At 50.9% G+C, this 16,962-nt stretch carries 17 protein-coding genes and 1 rRNA gene; 10 read left to right on the top strand and 8 right to left on the bottom strand.

Annotated features, from left to right (window positions below):
* Positions 1–11 precede the first annotated feature (11 nt).
* From H144_RS0100090 to cysM, 3 genes are all read left to right on the top strand, one after another.
* Positions 12–743, top strand: a complete 732-nt coding sequence (locus H144_RS0100090; RefSeq protein WP_229207816.1) for an alpha/beta fold hydrolase — start codon at positions 12–14, stop codon at positions 741–743.
* An 83-nt stretch (positions 744–826) separates the two neighbouring features.
* Complete coding sequence (locus H144_RS0100085) at positions 827–2,038, top strand: alpha/beta hydrolase family protein (protein WP_019939978.1); 1,212 nt, start codon at positions 827–829, stop codon at positions 2,036–2,038.
* Positions 2,039–2,235: 197 nt separating this feature from the next.
* Positions 2,236–3,108, top strand: coding sequence for a cysteine synthase CysM (gene cysM, locus H144_RS0100080; RefSeq protein ID WP_019939977.1), 873 nt, complete (start codon positions 2,236–2,238; stop codon positions 3,106–3,108).
* 235 nt (positions 3,109–3,343) lie between these two features.
* On the opposite strand, the gene H144_RS0100075 is transcribed toward cysM, so the two are convergent.
* The gene (locus H144_RS0100075) at positions 3,344–3,763 is read right to left on the bottom strand and encodes a hypothetical protein (RefSeq protein ID WP_019939976.1); all 420 of its coding nucleotides are present in this window, start codon (positions 3,761–3,763) and stop codon (positions 3,344–3,346) included.
* 70 nt (positions 3,764–3,833) lie between these two features.
* On the opposite strand from H144_RS0100075, the gene H144_RS0100070 reads away from it, so the two are divergent.
* The 3 genes from H144_RS0100070 to H144_RS0100060 all read left to right on the top strand — a co-directional run bounded on the left by H144_RS0100070 (position 3,834) and on the right by H144_RS0100060 (position 5,254).
* Positions 3,834–4,136 carry a DUF4286 family protein gene (locus H144_RS0100070; RefSeq protein ID WP_019939975.1) on the top strand — a complete coding sequence of 101 codons (303 nt, stop codon included), beginning with the start codon at positions 3,834–3,836 and terminating at the stop codon, positions 4,134–4,136.
* 232 nt (positions 4,137–4,368) lie between these two features.
* Positions 4,369–4,746 carry a ribosome hibernation-promoting factor, HPF/YfiA family gene (hpf, locus tag H144_RS0100065; protein WP_019939974.1) on the top strand — a complete coding sequence of 126 codons (378 nt, stop codon included), beginning with the start codon at positions 4,369–4,371 and terminating at the stop codon, positions 4,744–4,746.
* A gap of 94 nt (positions 4,747–4,840) precedes the next feature.
* The gene (locus H144_RS0100060; protein ID WP_019939973.1) at positions 4,841–5,254 is read left to right on the top strand and encodes a MaoC family dehydratase; all 414 of its coding nucleotides are present in this window, start codon (positions 4,841–4,843) and stop codon (positions 5,252–5,254) included.
* Positions 5,255–5,313: 59 nt separating this feature from the next.
* On the opposite strand, the gene H144_RS0100055 is transcribed toward H144_RS0100060, so the two are convergent.
* Both H144_RS0100055 and H144_RS0100050 read right to left on the bottom strand, forming a co-directional pair.
* Complete coding sequence (locus tag H144_RS0100055; protein WP_015812714.1) at positions 5,314–5,496, bottom strand: BF3379 family histone-like protein; 183 nt, start codon at positions 5,494–5,496, stop codon at positions 5,314–5,316.
* Positions 5,497–5,755: 259 nt separating this feature from the next.
* Complete coding sequence (locus H144_RS0100050; protein ID WP_019939972.1) at positions 5,756–7,027, bottom strand: aminotransferase class I/II-fold pyridoxal phosphate-dependent enzyme; 1,272 nt, start codon at positions 7,025–7,027, stop codon at positions 5,756–5,758.
* Between the two features lie 177 nt (positions 7,028–7,204).
* Here H144_RS0100050 and accC point away from each other — a divergent pair, with 177 nt between their 5' ends.
* The 3 genes from accC (at position 7,205) to H144_RS0100035 (ending at position 10,790) form a co-directional block, all read left to right on the top strand.
* Entirely contained in the window at positions 7,205–8,707 is a 1,503-nt protein-coding gene (accC, locus tag H144_RS0100045; RefSeq protein ID WP_019939971.1) for an acetyl-CoA carboxylase biotin carboxylase subunit, read from the top strand.
* Positions 8,708–8,972: 265 nt separating this feature from the next.
* Positions 8,973–10,022: a tRNA preQ1(34) S-adenosylmethionine ribosyltransferase-isomerase QueA gene (queA, locus tag H144_RS0100040; protein ID WP_019939970.1), complete on the top strand. Its 1,050-nt coding sequence runs from the start codon at positions 8,973–8,975 to the stop codon at positions 10,020–10,022.
* 87 nt (positions 10,023–10,109) lie between these two features.
* Entirely contained in the window at positions 10,110–10,790 is a 681-nt protein-coding gene (locus H144_RS0100035) for a 2-C-methyl-D-erythritol 4-phosphate cytidylyltransferase (protein ID WP_019939969.1), read from the top strand.
* On the opposite strand, the gene H144_RS0100030 is transcribed toward H144_RS0100035, so the two are convergent.
* From H144_RS0100030 to H144_RS0100015, 4 genes are all read right to left on the bottom strand, one after another.
* The gene (locus H144_RS0100030; protein ID WP_019939968.1) at positions 10,774–12,075 is read right to left on the bottom strand and encodes a dienelactone hydrolase family protein; all 1,302 of its coding nucleotides are present in this window, start codon (positions 12,073–12,075) and stop codon (positions 10,774–10,776) included. The two genes, H144_RS0100035 and H144_RS0100030, sit on opposite strands and share 17 nt — an antisense overlap.
* Positions 12,076–12,078: 3 nt before the next feature.
* Positions 12,079–13,221, bottom strand: coding sequence for an acyltransferase family protein (locus tag H144_RS0100025; protein WP_019939967.1), 1,143 nt, complete (start codon positions 13,219–13,221; stop codon positions 12,079–12,081).
* 64 nt (positions 13,222–13,285) lie between these two features.
* Positions 13,286–14,059 (bottom strand): glucosamine-6-phosphate deaminase, encoded by a 774-nt coding sequence (locus H144_RS0100020; protein ID WP_019939966.1) that lies wholly within the window; start codon positions 14,057–14,059, stop codon positions 13,286–13,288.
* Between the two features lie 5 nt (positions 14,060–14,064).
* Entirely contained in the window at positions 14,065–15,468 is a 1,404-nt protein-coding gene (locus tag H144_RS0100015) for a Gfo/Idh/MocA family protein (protein WP_019939965.1), read from the bottom strand.
* Positions 15,469–15,633: 165 nt separating this feature from the next.
* Between H144_RS0100015 and H144_RS0100010 the strand changes: the two genes are divergently transcribed.
* Positions 15,634–16,632, top strand: a complete 999-nt coding sequence (locus tag H144_RS0100010) for a LacI family DNA-binding transcriptional regulator (RefSeq protein ID WP_229207815.1) — start codon at positions 15,634–15,636, stop codon at positions 16,630–16,632.
* A 93-nt stretch (positions 16,633–16,725) separates the two neighbouring features.
* Here the strand turns inward: H144_RS0100010 and rrf are convergent.
* A 5S ribosomal RNA gene (rrf, locus tag H144_RS0100005) occupies positions 16,726–16,837 on the bottom strand.
* Positions 16,838–16,962 lie beyond the last annotated feature (125 nt).

Raw genomic sequence — 16,962 nt, 5'->3', positions numbered from 1 at the left:
TGCAAATCTATATGAATCTACACCGGAAAACTTTGGTTTTACTACATGGTCATGGCATAGACGACACGATTTGGGACAGCCTCGACGCTGCGATCAATGACACATATACCGTAGTAAGGCCCAATATTTCGCTCTTCACATCCTGCCATTCGGTGGAGGAATATGCGGATGAACTCCACCGCTTCCTGACCAACGCCAATATTCAGAAATGCACGCTGATCGGCCATTCGATGGGCGGCTACATTTCCCTGGCATTTGCCGAAAAATACATGGATATGCTCGAAGGCTTCGGGCTTTTCCACTCCACCGCCTACGCCGACGATGATACTAAAAAACATCAGCGCAGCCAGATGATCGACCTGCTGCGGAACTACGGTACGGAGTCGTTCGTGAAAAGCACGGCGGCAAATCTTTTCGGTGACCGTTACAAGGAACTCTACCCCGAACGCATCAAGGAGCACATCGCCTATTTCGGTAAACTCCCCGCCGACGCGCTCATTGCCGGCATTACCGCCATGCGCAACCGCCCCGACCGCACGGCCGTGCTCACGAGCATGCCCTTCCCGGTATTGTTCATCATCGGCATGCAGGATAAGCTCATCCCCTTCGAAAGCGTCATCGAACTCGCGGAATACCCGAAGAAAAGCTATCCGCTCATCTTCGCCGAGGCCGGCCACATGGGCATGGTAGAGCGGCCCGATGCCACTGCGCGGATGATCAACTGGTATATGAGTAAAATTTAATTCAGGAAAAAAGAAGAAACCTCATCAAAAACAGGCCGTTATGCGTTACTAACCATGTGTAATGGCCTGTTTATCTTTTAGCTATGCAAAAATCTATCCGTATTCTTCCGATTAAATACCTGTCCTTTCTCCTGTTGTGGAGTTTGCTCATCCTGAACTCCTGTAACGACGACAACAATAATCCGGTGCCGCCCGCGGAGGAGAACGTCTATTTAAAGGAAAGCACCTCCATTAAAACATTGACCAAAGCGCAGATCCTGCAAAATGCGGGAGATTTGGCTGCTTTTGTGTCGGGGTATGTAAAAAACGACGTCAAGGTTTACAAGATCACCTATAAAACAAAAAACACGGACGGCGCCGACATTACGGCTTCCGGCGCCCTGATCGTCCCGGTTGCTACTACGCCGGTGTCGATGATCAGCGTGCAGCACGGCACGATCCGCAACGGCAGCGAAGCCCCGTCGATTTTCAATGACAATACCGAAGCGGCATTATTCGGTTCGATATTCGGCTCGATGGGCTATATTATCGCCTACCCCGACTACATCGGTTATGGCGCTTCGCAGGATCTCCCGCACCCGTACGAGCACCGCGCGAGCCTCGCCTCGGCGTCGCTGGACATGCTGAGGGCGGCCAAGGAATATCTGAAAGGCCAGACGGACATCAAATGGGATGAAAAACTATATGTGGCGGGCTACTCGGAAGGCGGTTTTGCCACGATGTCGCTGCAACGCAAGATCGAGGAAGAGGCTTCGTCCGAATTCAACTTGCGGGCATCGAGCTGCGGGGCGGGCGCTTACGACAAGACCGCCTTCATGAAATATATCATCAATAGCAAAACCGATGGCGTAGCAGGGTATAATTCCCTCTACCTGTGGGTATTGCTCACTTACGACCGGATTTACAAACTCAACAAGCCAGCCAGCTACTACTTCACCGAAAAGTATGCTTCACAAATAGCTGCGTCCGGCATTAACACATCCATTTCCGAGAGCTTTCACCTTTCCCTGAACGATTCCTTCAAAAAAGCATTGAACGACGGCACCGACAAAGGATTTATCGATGCCATCGCGGATAACGATGTGTATAAGTTCAAGCCCAAAACGCCGACCCGTTTGTACCACGGGACCGCGGATCCCCTCGTCTTTTTCTTCAACTCGGAGAATGCATTCAATGCGATGCAGAAGGCAGGCGCGACGAACGTGGAGTTTATCAAGGTCCCCGGCGGTACCCATAGCAGCTCGATCTATACGTTCCTGCTCGGAACATTGGATTTTTTTACTAAGACCCCATAAATAATATGGTATATTTGCATCCCATTAATTTAATAGGGTAAATATGCTTTTGACTGCAAACCTTTTTAGATTTTCCTCCCCACGGGCATTCTTTCGGCCGTCGCGATGTTGTTGATTTATATTCCAAAAGCAAAACGGGCTTCCCGTCAACCTTTTTCAACGCACGTACCTTTTTAGCATCACAACATCACATCACCATGTCATCATTACTGGATCTGGTGGGTAATACGCCCCTGGTCGAATTAAAAAGAATCAATCCCAATCCCAAAGTCCGCATCTTCGGCAAGCTGGAAGGCAATAATCCCGGCGGAAGCGTGAAAGACCGCGCTGCATACAGCATGATCAAGGGTGCGCTCGAACGCGGCGAAGTAAAGCCCGGCATGAAGCTTATCGAGGCTACCAGCGGCAATACCGGCATTGCGCTCGCGATGATCGCCCGGCTATTCGACCTCGATATCGAACTGCTGATGCCCCAGAGTTCTACGCGCGAGCGCGTGCTCACGATGGAAGCATTCGGCGCCAAAGTGATGCTTACCGAAACGATGGAAAGCGCCCGCGACCTGGCGGAGGAAAAAGCGGCAACCGGAGCGTATTTTATGCTCAACCAGTTTGCCAACCCCGACAACTGGAAGGCGCATTACCGCACCACCGGCCCGGAAATTTACCGCGATACCGATCGGCAGATCACGCATTTCGTATCGTCGATGGGCACCACAGGTACCATTATGGGCGTTTCGCGGTATTTGAAAGAACAGAATAGCCATATCCAGATCGTCGGCTGCCAGCCCAACGACGGTTCCAGCATCCCCGGCATCCGCAAATGGCCGGTGGAATATCTTCCCAAAATATTTGAAAAAGAACGCGTGGACCGCGTCATCGAAGTGTCGCAGGACGATGCCGTACTGACGACCCGCCGACTGGCAAATGAGGAAGCCGTATTTGCAGGAATGAGCAGCGGAGGCGCCGCCTGGGGAGCAATTCAGCTCGCGAAGGAGCTGGAAGAAGGGGTGATCGTATTCATCATCTGCGATCGTGGCGACAGGTATTTGTCGAGCGATCTTTTCGGGTAAGCGGCTCCGCCGCGACCGCGGACCGTTGACTGCCGGCGGATTGGCCAGTGACCGCTGACCGCCGACGGCCGATGGCCTTAGTGCCTGCCGACCGCTGACGGATTGCGTCAGTGCTCGCTGACCGCCGACGGCGATGGCGTGATAGTTAATACCAGCTTTCGGCGGTCGGCGGTCAGTCGGCGGCGGTCAGTCGGCAGCGGTCAGTCGGCAGCCGTCAGTCCCCGGCGGTCAAATATCAGAACCAACCCGAACCCAGGTTACGGAACGGCCAGGGGATCGCTACGAGAATGATTATCAACGCCAATGCATAGAAATACAACACGGTACGGTGCTTGTCGGCCCCGGTGAGTTTCTTCGAGCGCACCCTTCCTACGGTAACGAGCACGATCGCTATGAGCATCATGAACACGTGCTCGATGGAAAAGAAGCGGAATACTTTCTCGCTGATCAGATCAAAATTAACTTTGGGGCTCATGAAGTACAGCACGAAGCCGATCAGCAGCTGCGTGTGGGTGGCAATGAGGGTAAAAAGGTACAACTTGCTATCGTCCTGGCTACCCTGCTGCCATTTGGAGTAAGCGGTAAAGATCGCTGCAATCAAAAGTCCTAACACCACATAGCGGAGGCCCGAATGGGCGTGTAGAAGAATATTCATGACAATACTGGTTACGGTGAATAAGTATATGCATGCAAATGTAACTCGCAAACAATAAACTTTTAGCATAATGATCGTCTATAACATCACAGTCAACATCAGCTACGAAGCCGAAAACGACTGGCTGCATTATATGAAAACGGTGTACATTCCCGAAATCCTCGCCACTGAACTTCCGCTGGAATGCAGGCTCCTGCGCCTGCTGACCGAGATCGAGAACGAAGGATCGACTTATACCACCCAGTTTAATTTCAGGACCATGGAAGATTTTCTGGCCTACCAGACCCACTTCCAGCCCGTGTTGCAAGAGCGTCATCACGAGCTTTTCAATGGTCAGTATGTATCGTTCAGGACACTTCTGGAAGAGGCTTAGGCCGGTGGAGCGCTTGTGATTTGTACAAATAAATGTACCTCAAAAACCACGGTTATTTCTTGACATTAACTTAATATTTCCCTTTATTTAATCTACCGTTAAGGCAGATTTAACCAGGAGATCAGCCCGGATAGCATGGGTTTTTATAACTATCCGAAGATGAATAAACCTCCGGTATGTAAATCGCAAAGGCGGTTGGAAATATTGTTTTACAACTAAATGATGTGTGCTTATGAGACTGCAGATGCAAGCAATTCACTTTGATGCCGATCCCAAACTACTGACTTTCATTCAGCAAAAATTGGACAAACTGGATACGTTCTATGACCGGATCACCAGCGGAGAGGTATTCCTTAAGCTCGCCAAAAATGACAATACCAAGTTACATACCAAGCTCCTCGAAGTGAAGCTTTACGTGCCCGGCGGGACCGTGTTTGTGAAGGAGCAGGGTACAACTTTTGAAGAAGCCACCGACTTAGCCATCGATACGCTCAAAATGCAGGTTAAGAAGTTTAAAAATAAACGCAACAACGCCCGTGTTAACAAAGGCCTCGACGAACTCTCCGAAGATAACGGGGTAGTGGTGCTGGCCGAAGACGTAGAAGAATAGGTTAATCGATATCCAATGCAGGAAGCCGCCTACCGCCAGGCGGCTTTTTGTTTTTTAAGCGTATTTTTGAAGTCCATTAAGTCACTTACCAGCTATGCAGATTGAACCCGTCGTCGATGCGACATTCGACCATTTATTCAGATTTACACAGGAACAGGTACAGGCATTCGCCGACCTCACCGGCGACAATAACCCGGTACATCTCGACGCCGGATATGCGGCGACCACCCAATTCAAAAAGCCGATCATTCACGGAATGCTGGGCATTACCGTTTTCACAAAAGTGCTCGGTACCGAATTCCCCGGGTTCGGCTCCATTTATCTCAAACAGACGGTCGAGTTTCTGCGCCCGATGTTTGTCGACACCGAATACCGCGCGGTCTTCAAGATCGTGTCCATTAACCCTGCCAAACACATCGCCGAGATTTCGACGGAGATTTTTGATGCGACGACCAAAAAAGTGGCCGTACGCGGCATCGCCACGATGATCAACGAAGAAAAATTCTGATAAAATGGAAAAGCCCCGACGGTAATCCGCCGGGGCTCCAAAATCTTCCGTGTGCTTCGTTATTTTTCGCCTTCGTTCTTCTTGTTCTGAACTTCCGCACGAATATCCTGAGCCAACGTTTTCAGGTCCTGCATACCTTTACGAACACGCGTTCCGGCAGCCTGGTTGCCTTTGTTATAGAACTTATCGAAATCGCCTTCCAATGAAAGAATCAGTTCTTTTACTTCATCGAATCTTGCCATGTTTTCTTTGTTTTTTAGTTTTAAAAAATGCCTCTCACACGCCAAAAACGCATGTTTTGACCGAAATTTAGTAATTAAAACCATTTTAGCAACCCAAAAAACAAAAAAAAACACTTCTAAAATACAATTAAATACCAAACATCACCTAATGCACTCTTTAACAGGTAGTTACATTCAGTAAATTTTATTGTAAAATGGCCACAAAAAAAGAGGGCTCTTCGAAAAAAGCCCTCTGCACGCGAAAAACGCGGTTTTATAACTATTCCACGACTTCCTGTACGGCATCGCTCTGATATACCCTGTTCTTGAGTTTGTCGGCGAGCGTCGTGAATGCATTCAACGTATATTCCACATCTTCGAGCGTGTGGGAAGCCGTCGGGATAATGCGCAGCATGATCTGGCCCTTCGGTACCACCGGGTAAACGACGATCGAGCAGAAAACGCCCATATTCTCGCGCAGGTCGCGCACCATACGGGTCACTTCGGGTACGCCGCCTTCGCTGTGCAGGAATACCGGCGTCACAGGCGACTCGGTTTCACCGATATTGAACCCGCGGCTACGGAGGCCGTCCTGCATCGCTTTCACATTCTCCCAAAGCTTCGCACGCAGTTCGGGCATGCGCTTGATCATTTCCAGACGCTTGCGGCAACCTTCTACGTAAGGCATCGGAAGAGCCTTCGCATAGGTTTGCGAGCGCATATTGTATTTAAGGAACATGATAATTTCCGGGTCGTTCGATGCAATGAATGCGCCGATAGCCGCCATGGACTTCGCGAATGTAGAGAAATACAGGTCGATTTCGTCCTGAACGCCCAGCAACTCGCCTACCCCGGCACCGGTTTCACCCATGGTACCGAAGCCGTGCGCGTCGTCGACGAGCAAACGGAAGTTGTATTTCTTTTTCAGTTCGGCGATCGCTTTCAAATCTCCCACCTTGCCCGACATTCCGAAAACGCCTTCGGTGATCACCAGCACGCCGCCGCCTTTTTCTTCGGCCAGCTTCGTTGCACGGATCAGGTTCTTTTCGAGGCTCGCCATGTCGTTATGGTTGAACTTGTAATATTCGCCCAGCTTGGCTTTGTGCAGGCGGATACCGTCGATCAGACAGGCGTGCGATTCGGCGTCGTATACGATCACGTCGCGGTGGTCGCAAAGACATTCGATCGCGGACATTACGCCCTGGTAGCCATAATTAAGGAGGAATGCATCGCTTTTACCGACAAACTGCGCCAGTTCCTTTTCAAAAGTCTCGTGCAGGGTAGAGTTCCCCGACATCATCCGTGCGCCCATCGGGTACGCGAGGCCCCATTTGGCGGCGGCTTCGGCGTCGGCCTGGCGTACTTCGGGATGATTGGCCAGACCCAGATAATTGTTGAGACTCCAATTCAATACTTCACGTCCCATAAACCTCATGCGCGGACCAAGCTCTCCTTCCAGCATCGGAAACGAAAAATAATGATGGCTGTTCAGCATTTTGGCCGGCGTTCCGATCGGACCTGAGTTGTTGCGCAATTTCTCGAAAATATCCACTCTCTCTTATTTTATGTGGGTAACTGATGATTTAAATGTTAGATAAATGCAAAAATAACGAATTTACATTTAACATAAAAAGACCGTTGTCATTGCAACTTAATGTAAGTTAGTAAAATTATAAAAACCCTGTCTTTACTCTAAGCATCGTTTCCCAAACCTTACCACCAGTTTTTTATGCCTGCAATCCGCAAAATCCTCGTTGCCAACCGGGGCGAAATTGCCCTGCGAATCATGCGTACCGCGCGGGAAATGAACATTCCGACTGTCGCGGTATTCAGCGAGGCCGACCGGACATCGCCGCATGTGCGCTACGCGGACGAGGCCGTGTGCATCGGCGCGGCACCTTCATCGGAATCTTATCTCCATGTGGATAAGATCCTGAAAGTATGCCGGGAACTCGGCGTGGATGCGATCCATCCAGGGTACGGCTTTTTGTCGGAAAATGCTGCATTCGCGCAGAAAGTTAAAGACGCCGGGCTGATTTTCATCGGCCCTTCGCCCGAATCGATCGAGGTGATGGGCAGCAAACTGGCCGCCAAACAGGCCGCCGCCAAATACAATATCCCGATGGTACCCGGTACGCCGGACGCCATCGACGACCGCGACGAGGCGAAACGCATTGCCAGTACCATCGGCTACCCGATCCTCATTAAAGCCAGCGCGGGCGGTGGCGGTAAAGGGATGCGCGTCGTGGAGAACGAAGCGGAGTTCGACGAGCAAATGGACCGCGCTGTGAGCGAGGCGCAGGCGGCGTTCGGCGACGGGTCCGTTTTCATTGAAAAATACATTACTTCCCCGAAACACATCGAAATACAGGTCCTGGGCGATCACCATGGCAACATTGTCCATTTGTTCGAGCGCGAATGCTCCATTCAGCGGCGGCACCAGAAAGTGGTCGAAGAGGCGCCGTCCATTTCCATAACCCCTGAAATACGCGCCGAAATGGGCCGGTGTGCCGTGGACGTGGCGCGTTCGTGCGGCTATTACGGAGCGGGTACCGTGGAGTTTATCATGGACGAGGACCGGAATTTTTATTTTCTCGAAATGAACACCCGGTTGCAGGTGGAACATCCGGTGACCGAAATGATCACCGGCGTGGACCTCGTGCAGGAAATGATCCGCATTGCCGAGGGCCATCCGCTCGCATTCGCACAGGACGACCTGCGCCTGAACGGCCACGCGATCGAGATCCGGGTATATGCGGAAGATGCCGCGAACCATTTTTTGCCCGATATCGGCACATTACACACCTACGTGAAGCCCGACGGCAACGGCGTACGTGTGGACGACGGCTTTATTCAGGGCATGGAAATACCGATTTACTACGACCCGATGATCGCCAAGCTGATTACTTATGGCGAAGACCGCGAAACGGCGATCCGAAAGATGATCCGGGCGATTGACGAATACCAGATTACCGGTGTGCAGACCACGCTGCCATTCTGCCGGTTTGTGATGGAACACAATGCATTTGTGGACGGCAGCTTTGATACCAATTTCGTGGCGCGGCATTTCCATCCGGATTTGTTAAATACCCATACAGGTCGTGACGGGGCTGCCCTGGCTGCATTGATTTCGGCCATGCTCGACGCTCCTTCGGCCGGGCGGGAAAGCGTTCAAAATGAGCCGGTGAGCATTACGGCATCGAAGTGGCGGGCCCGGCGGTACGCCCTATAACAAAACCCGGCGATTTATTGAATTTTTTTAAAAAAATCACTACTTTTGCGGTCTTATTTTAGGTAAGGGCTGATTATACAAATTTCAGGGCAATTTGAAACGGCTGCAAGTATTCCCGTAGCCAAATTTTCTTTGAAGAGAGAATACTTATCTAGTTAATAATTGCTATAATTCAGTTGCATTAAGTGCCGGAATCCGTCAGAAAACGGGACTTCCTGTTTTTACTGACAATACACGACCAAAGACATTCACAGAATATCCAGCTATGAAGCTATCCGAATTTAAGTTTGATCTTCCCCAGAGTTTAATCGCACTTCATCCTTCCGACCGTGGCGAATCGCGCCTGATGGTCGTTCACCGGAAAACAGGAGAAATTGAACATAAGACCTTCGCCGATGTGATCAATTATTTCGATGACGGCGATGTCATGGCGATCAACGATACAAAAGTATTTCCGGCGCGTTTGTACGGCCAGAAAGAAAAGACCGGCGCAAAAATCGAAGTATTTCTGCTGCGCGAATTGAACCGCGAAATGCGCCTTTGGGATGTTCTGGTTGACCCTGCACGCAAAATCCGCGTAGGAAACAAGCTCTATTTCGGTGACAGCGACCTGGTAGCCGAGGTAATCGACAATACCACTTCACGCGGCCGCACAATCCGCTTTTTGTATGACGGCGACAACGAAGCGTTCATGAAGCTGGTGGACGAGCTGGGCGAAACCCCGCTTCCTCCCGAAATTATTTCGCGTCGTAAGGTAGAAAGCGCCGACCGCGAGCGTTTTCAGACCATTTTCGCCGAGCACGTAGGTGCCGTAGCCGCTCCTACCGCGGGTATGCACTTCACCAAGGCCATTATGAAGCGCCTGGAAATCAAAGGAGTAAGCTTCGCACCGATTACCCTGCACGTTGGATTGGGCACATTCCGCACTGTGGATGTCGAAGATCTGACCAAACATAAAACCGACTCGGAGAACTACCGCATTACGCAGAGCACCTCCGATGTGGTGAATAAAGCGATTGACGGTAAAAAACGCATTTGCGCCGTTGGAACAACGTCACTGCGCGCAATCGAATCGTCGGTATCGGCGAGCGGCCACCTGAAACCGGTGGAAGGCTGGACCGACAAGTTCGTGTTCCCTCCTTACGATTTCAAAATCGCCAACGCATTGCTCTCGAATTTCCAGCTGCCTGAATCGATCCTGCTGATGGCCGCCTGCGCTTTCGGAGGTTTCGACCTGGTCATGAAAGCTTACGATATCGCCATCAAGGAGAAATACAAATTCTTCACGTACGGCGATGCGATGCTGATCATTTAATATACAACCCTGAAATCCAATGGTCATTTATGATCAGCGACATTTGTCCTGAGCCGTAAATGACCATTTTTGTTACAGTTCGTTCCCATGCAAGAATACGTGATCATCGTGGCCGGCGGAAGCGGCAGCCGCATGAAAAGTGATATCCCGAAGCAATTTCTGCCGGTGAACGGCCTGCCCGTGCTCATGCACACGATCCGCGCATTCGCGGAATACTCGCCGAACCTGCGCATCATCGTGGTGCTTCCGGCGGAGCAGTTTGGCTTTTGGGAAGAATTATGTCAAAAACATAGCTTCGCAATCGCCCACCAACTGGTAGCAGGCGGTAAAACGCGCTTTCACTCGGTGAAAAACGGGTTGAATTGCATCGTGGAGCAAGCGGAATTTCTTGTGGCCGTGCACGATGGTGTCCGGCCGGTTATTTCCCGCGAAATTATCGCGGAGAGTTTCACGACCGCCGCATCGCATGGTGCGGCCGTCGTAAGTGTACCATTGAAGGATTCGATCCGCATTATAGGCCAGAATGAAGGCAACAAAGCCATGGACCGCACCTTGTTCCGGCTCATCCAGACGCCGCAGACATTCCGGTCCGGCTGGATGAAAGCCGCATTTGCCGCCGAATACCATGAGTCGTTCACCGACTGCGCGAGCGTGCTCGAAGCCTGGGGCTACCACATTCAGCTGATCGACGGGGCTTACGAGAATATCAAAATCACGACTCCGGAAGACCTTCGCTGGGCTGAAATCTATCTCAAAGCCACTTCTTAAACCATTCGAAAGCCTCCTGCTGCATATCGGCATCGAATTTGTGCGGGCCGTCGTAAAAGCTGGCTTTATATTTATCCGAAACACCGGCTTTTTTGAACACATCTTTTAGGATTGCGTCCGCATCCTTCATTTCCGAAAGCGTATAAAGCTCGTCCTGGTTATTATTTAAAACCAAAGTCGGTAATGGCACGCGCAGGCCCAGAATTTCGGGAAAATCGAGGTATTTGGGGAGCAGCGGCGTGTAAGTCATCCAGGTATGGTTGAATGATTTATTCAAAATCAAATCCTTCCACGTCGTCATAAAACCCACGCAAACGGCACATTTAATGCGCGGATCGAGGCCGGCCAGGTACACTGTCCGCAATCCGCCTCCCGAAAGCCCGCCGCAGCCTAGCCGTTTGGCATCTACGTCTTTCCGGCTGGCCAGAATGTCTAGCGCCACCTGGTCTTCCGTCAAAAAAACGCCCGGCCAGGTCGTTCCCGCCGAAAAAAGCGATTTGGACATCACATGTTCATGCTCCGACGACCACGCATTGTACGCCTGAATGTTCTCCGGCTTCTCCGGATCAGCGTCCGACTTTCCTTCGGTACTCACCGCACCCCAGTTTAGCCCCTTGGTATCCTCGTAATACACCCGCCGGCTGCCGAATGCGTAAGTGTCATGCACCAGCACTACATAGCCCAGTTTGGCGATCTCGTTCGCCCACGCCTTTCCGCCATAATCGGTTTTCTGGTGTTCGACCAGAATCGGGTGCTGGTCTTCCGAGGTTTTCACGATTTTGCGCAAGCCAAAATACTTCATTCCCGCGTGGTCGTGCAGGCCGAGAATGCCCGGGAGTGGCTTCGTAGCACCGGCTGGTTTCAGCAAAACCGCCTCCGTGGGACGCCCGTAAGGCAATTGCCAGGAAAGTTCTTCTATTTCCAGGCCGTCATAAGTGTATTTTTTCTTCACCGTCACCTTCGGTAATGCAGGCTTCGGCGGCGCAGAAACCAGTTCCTGCGTCTTTTCCAGTGCGCCCTGATGCCAGCCGGCTACATCTTTCCATTTGGCCTGACGAAATGAATGCGTGGGAAGCGACGGCAATAACGACGCCGCCCAGGGACCGTAAGCGCCTATCAGGCTTTTTTCTGCTGCCATAGGAAAGATCGGGATGCTGTCTGCATGAAAAATCGAGGCGTCGGCATAGCCGCCTGCCAGCGAAATGGCGACGGTACCGGCGGTGTTTTTGAGAAAAGATCTTCTGGAAATATCGTTTTGTGCACGGTCCGCGTCGTCGGTTTTCATAGGCTAGACTTTGACAAAAATTTTGTTCTTGTATAAAAAGTAAAGGAACAGCCACACCAGCACGAAGCCGCCGAGCGCGTTGTACACCTCATGCCAATTCTCCGGCGCATGCTTGTAAATGCCGGCAAACAGCAGCCGCGACGATTCATTGAAACTCACAAAACGCACCGCGAGATAGATCACCAGCGAGTTCAGACCGATTACCCGAAAGAAAAAAGACCATTTCTGATAACCTTTCACATCGATAATCCAGTAAAAAATCGCCAGCAAGGTAAATGCCATCCCGGATGTGAGCATGATAAACGAGCTTGACCAGAGGTGCTTGTTAATGGGGAAGATGAAATTCCACACAACACCGGCGACAATACCGGTTACGCCAAATACAAGCAGTTTCGGGAGCTTATTTGCTTCGTTGGCCCGGCCCAGCAAAATGTCCCCGGCGATGGTGCCGAAAATGGTGAGGCAAATCGCCGGAAATTGGGTGAGCAGCGCGAGCTCGTCGTAGGTGCCCTGCTTTAATATTCCCGGCATAAAATTCCGGTCGATCCAGCCGACCATGTTACCTTCGAAGGTGAGATCGCCGGCTCCAAAACCCGGCACAGGCACGAGAATGAGTGTCAGATAGTAAATGACGAGAATGCCCGCTGCAATGTAAATCCGCTGATTAAACCCGAATTTCATATACAGAATGGCGGCAATAAACGTAGCGAGCCCGATGCGCCCGAGCACGCTCCCGTAGCGTATGTGCGCGGGATCGAAGATATCCATTGGCGCATTTTTGTCGAGTATACCCAATGCCATCAGGATAAGCATTCGCTTAAAAACCTTGTTCCGGATCACCGACGGCTCGATGCCTTTGGCCAATCCGCCCGTAATGCTGAATGCGAGGGAAGTTCCGGCCAGGAAAAGGAACAGTGGAAAAATGAAGTCGTAGAATGTGAAGCCGTTCCAGGCCGGGTGCTCAAACTGTGCAGCCACGGCGTCAATGAACGGAATGCCAGTTTTGCCGCCCAGCGTAGCAATAAACTGCCCGCCGCCGGCGATCATCAGCATATCGAACCCCCGCAACGCATCGATAGACGCCAATCTGCCGGGTGCATTGGCCGGTTTTACTTCCTTTTGTACGACAACAGATGGTGCTTCCATGGGTTTAGGATGATATTTTAAAATAGAAGTAACTGTACCACTGCTTTTTACCTGTAATACCGGGCTATTTGGGCATTTCAATGTCGCGGCCGGCCGTTTCGCGCTCGTTCAGTAATCCCGACGAATCACGGTCCAGAAAAAAGGTACAATCGGGGTGAAGTTGCAGAATGCTGGCCGGAAATGCGTTGCTTACTTCATTTTCCAGGCTGTTCCGTACAGCCACGGCCTTACGCTCGTCAGGTACTGAACAGATAATATGCTTCGACTTCATGATTTGCCGCACCGACATGCTGATTGCCTGCAACGGAACTTCATCCAGGGAGGCAAACCATCCTTCGCCCATTTGCTGACGGCGGCATGGTTCGTCGAGATTCACCACGAGATAAGGCGATTCCGTTTCGAAATCCGCCGGCGGATCATTGAATGCCAAATGCCCATTTTCTCCTACGCCTACGAGCGCCACGTCGATCGGATGCTCACTGATATGTGCCGCGAGGTAACTCAATTCGTTATCCAGATTATTTTCCCCATTGATCAGGTAGGCCGCACGCAACGGGGAAACTTCCGCCAGAAAGCGCTCCTTCAAATATTTCCGGAAACTCGCCGGATGGGTAACGGGCAAGCCAATATACTCGTCCAGGTGAAACATCGTGACCTTCGACCAGTCGATATCCGCTTCCGCAATAAGCTGTTTGAGCGTTTCAAACTGGCTGGTACCCGTCGCGAGGATCACATTGGCATATCCCTGGCGATCGATCGTCTCCCTGATAATCATTGCTGCGTACGCCCCGGCACTCTGCCCAAGCTCCTCTTTTGTCTCCGAAATGATGACTTTCATGCTCTTTATGATTTTACTTCTGTATTACCGCCCTGTTTCAATGCAATGTCGACGGGTTTATTTTTCTTCCAGGAACCGTTGGTGAAATCAGGGACTTCGATCGAATTAGACCGGTTAGCGACCGACCATTCGGTTAACGGCGATATCACGCTCCATGACGCTGCATCATATACGTCCTGATCCAATGGCAGGCCATTCCGCAAACAGTCGATCAATCGCCAGTCCATCAGGAAATCCATACCTCCGTGACCACCCACTTTTTTAGCCAATTCTCCTACCCGCTTCACGATTTCCGGCTGGTATTGTTGCTCGATCGCCTTGAATTCATCCGGCTTGATCCATTCATGACCGTGCGAAATGCGCCCGGATGTCCCGTCTTCCGGCAATGGATATTTTTGCGCGGCGCCTTTGGTACCGCTGATTAAATGCAAACGTGAGTAGGGGCGGGGCGAAGAAACATCGTGTTGCAGCATGATCGTCTTGCCTTTCGCTGTCTTGATCGTCGTCGTATTCATGTTGCCGCGGTAGGATTTCCCGGCAAACTTTTTGAAATCTGGATCTTTGGCGGCCATTTCGTTAGCCTTTGCTTGCAACATGTAGTCGTTGCTGCTCATCGATACAAGATAATCCATTTTGTCGCCCCGGTTAATATCCAGCACCTGCGCAATAGGGCCTAATCCGTGCATGGGGTATAGATTCCCGTTCCGCTGGTTCTCTTTCAGGCGCCAGAGCTCAAAACGTTTATCTTTTTCAAAGAGCGACTCGAAAATATCATGAATATAGGCACCTTCCACATGGACGATTTCTCCGAAATAGTTCTGACGCGCCATATTCAGGGTAAGTAGTTCAAAAAAATCATAGCAACAGTTTTCCAGCATCATACAATGCTTCCTGGTGCGCTCCGAGGTTTCGACGAGCTTCCAGCAATCTTCCACGGTCGTGGCGGCCGGAATCTCCGTCGCAACGTGTTTGCCGTGTTCCATGGCGTATAATGCCATTGGCGTATGCAGGTTCCACGGGGTGCAAATGTAGATGAGATCAATATCGTCGCGTTCGCAAAGCTTTTTCCAGGCATCGGGCGAGCCGGAGTAAGTATCGGGATTATGGCCGGCTTCCGTCAGCAGTTTCTTGGCATTATTTGCCTTTTCGGGGATAATGTCCGCAACCCCTTTGACCTGCACGCTCGATAAATGAATAATCCGCTTGATGGCGCCACCGCCGCGGTTCCCCATTCCGATGTAGCCTATACGCACGACGTCCATCTTCGGGGCCGCATATCCGCTCATGTTGAAGAGCTGCTTCCTGTCGGGCTGCGAGCCAACGATGTTGGACGCCGTACCAATGGACGGCATACCCGCCATTCCGATACCGCCGAGACCGGCTATTTTGAGAAAATCCCGCTTTTTCATCGTCTTTGATTCGTTGTACAATCCAAAAAAACGTTTGCAATCGTACAATTTTACAATGTTTTATAGCGCCATTCCAGATATTTGCCTTAAATAGTAGCGAGAACGTTATCGAAACCCAGAATTAATTTCAATGCCGTGCGGCGGTTTGCCCTAATGACAAAAAGATTGACCACCATTAAAGACATAGCCCGCGAGCTCGGGATATCTGTGGCCACTGTCTCGCGCGCGATGAGGGATACGTACGATGTAAGCGCAGAAACGCGCAAGCTGGTGCTCGATACTGCCGCCAAAATGAACTATCGTCCCAATTTCAATGCGACGGGGCTGGTCAAAAGCGGGACGCATAAAATTGCGGTCATCATTCCGGCCATTACCAATTATTATTTTTCCACTGTAATTACCGGCATTCAGGAATATGCACTGGAAAAAAATTACCAGGTAATGCTCTACCTGACCAACGACTCGGCTTATTGGGAAACGAAAGTCGTTCGTGAACTCTCTCTAAGCAGCGTCGACGGCCTGCTGGTCTGCATTACCTGCGAAACGACGGATCTGAGCCATTTTCAGGAGCTCATCGAAGCGGATATGCCCCTGGTCTTTTTTGACAGGGTGCCCGATACGATCAACACGTCGATGGTCGTGCAGGACGATTACACAGGTGCATGCAAGGCTACCGAGCACCTCATTGCCCAGGGATACACGAGAATAGCTCATTTGGCAGGGCCTCGCGGCCTGAACCTCACTCAGCAACGCATGCAGGGTTACATGGATACGCTCAAAAGGCACAACCTGGAATCCTTCGGCATTATCCACTCGGGATTCAGCGATGAAAACGGGCGGCAAGATATGCAGATGCTATTCAATGGTGATGTTAAACCGGACGCGATCTTTTCTGTCAACGATCGCAAAGCCATCGGCGCCATTCTCTGGTTGCGCGAGCGCCATATCCCGGTCGGGGCAGAGGTAGGTGTAATCGGCTTCACGAATGACCCCACGTCCAAAATTATCTCTCCGTCCCTATCCACCATTGCCGAACCCGCCTATGAAATCGGCAGAACAAGTTGCGAAGTATTGATCAGGCATATTCAAAAGCAAAATTATCCTGCTCAGGAGATATCACTGCCTACGGAATTGATTGTGAGGGAGTCGACAAAAAGGAGTTAGATATGCTTGATGAGCATAATTGCGTGAGAGCTCAAAGTGACAGCCCTAAACGCAAAAAAGCATCCTTTTGGGGGATGCTTTTTGTTTTAATAATTGTGGCGACTACCTACTTTACCAGGTTTGATCCAAGTATCATCGGCGGAACCGGGCTTAACTTCTCTGTTCGGGATGGGAAGAGGTGAACACCAGTCCAATAGTCACCAACAAGCTCTTTGAGTGGAGTTGATAGTTTAGGAGCCGTCCGCCGCAGCGGTTTAAAGTTCATGAGTGATTCTCACTCATTGACTTTTGGCTCTGAACTTTGAACTCTTTTCATGTCATATTGGAAGT

The sequence above is a fragment of the Dyadobacter beijingensis DSM 21582 genome, from assembly GCF_000382205.1.
In the GTDB taxonomy this organism is placed as follows: Bacteria; Bacteroidota; Bacteroidia; order Cytophagales; family Spirosomataceae; genus Dyadobacter; species Dyadobacter beijingensis.
The sequence above is the reverse complement of the archived record's forward strand: the minus strand, read 5'-3'. Positions and strand labels throughout refer to the sequence as shown.

Coding starts and splice junctions, on each gene's coding strand:
- H144_RS0100060 (WP_019939973.1), top strand. CDS start 4,841: ATGCAGATTGAACCCGTCGTCGATGCGACATTCGACCATTTATTCAGA.
- queA (WP_019939970.1), top strand. CDS start 8,973: ATGAAGCTATCCGAATTTAAGTTTGATCTTCCCCAGAGTTTAATCGCA.
- H144_RS0100085 (WP_019939978.1), top strand. CDS start 827: ATGCAAAAATCTATCCGTATTCTTCCGATTAAATACCTGTCCTTTCTC.
- H144_RS0100030 (WP_019939968.1), bottom strand. CDS start 12,075: ATGAAAACCGACGACGCGGACCGTGCACAAAACGATATTTCCAGAAGA.
- H144_RS0100035 (WP_019939969.1), top strand. CDS start 10,110: ATGCAAGAATACGTGATCATCGTGGCCGGCGGAAGCGGCAGCCGCATG.
- cysM (WP_019939977.1), top strand. CDS start 2,236: ATGTCATCATTACTGGATCTGGTGGGTAATACGCCCCTGGTCGAATTA.
- H144_RS0100055 (WP_015812714.1), bottom strand. CDS start 5,496: ATGGCAAGATTCGATGAAGTAAAAGAACTGATTCTTTCATTGGAAGGC.
- H144_RS0100015 (WP_019939965.1), bottom strand. CDS start 15,468: ATGAAAAAGCGGGATTTTCTCAAAATAGCCGGTCTCGGCGGTATCGGA.
- H144_RS0100075 (WP_019939976.1), bottom strand. CDS start 3,763: ATGAATATTCTTCTACACGCCCATTCGGGCCTCCGCTATGTGGTGTTA.
- H144_RS0100025 (WP_019939967.1), bottom strand. CDS start 13,221: ATGGAAGCACCATCTGTTGTCGTACAAAAGGAAGTAAAACCGGCCAAT.
- H144_RS0100020 (WP_019939966.1), bottom strand. CDS start 14,059: ATGAAAGTCATCATTTCGGAGACAAAAGAGGAGCTTGGGCAGAGTGCC.
- accC (WP_019939971.1), top strand. CDS start 7,205: ATGCCTGCAATCCGCAAAATCCTCGTTGCCAACCGGGGCGAAATTGCC.
- H144_RS0100090 (WP_229207816.1), top strand. CDS start 12: ATGAATCTACACCGGAAAACTTTGGTTTTACTACATGGTCATGGCATA.
- hpf (WP_019939974.1), top strand. CDS start 4,369: ATGAGACTGCAGATGCAAGCAATTCACTTTGATGCCGATCCCAAACTA.
- H144_RS0100070 (WP_019939975.1), top strand. CDS start 3,834: ATGATCGTCTATAACATCACAGTCAACATCAGCTACGAAGCCGAAAAC.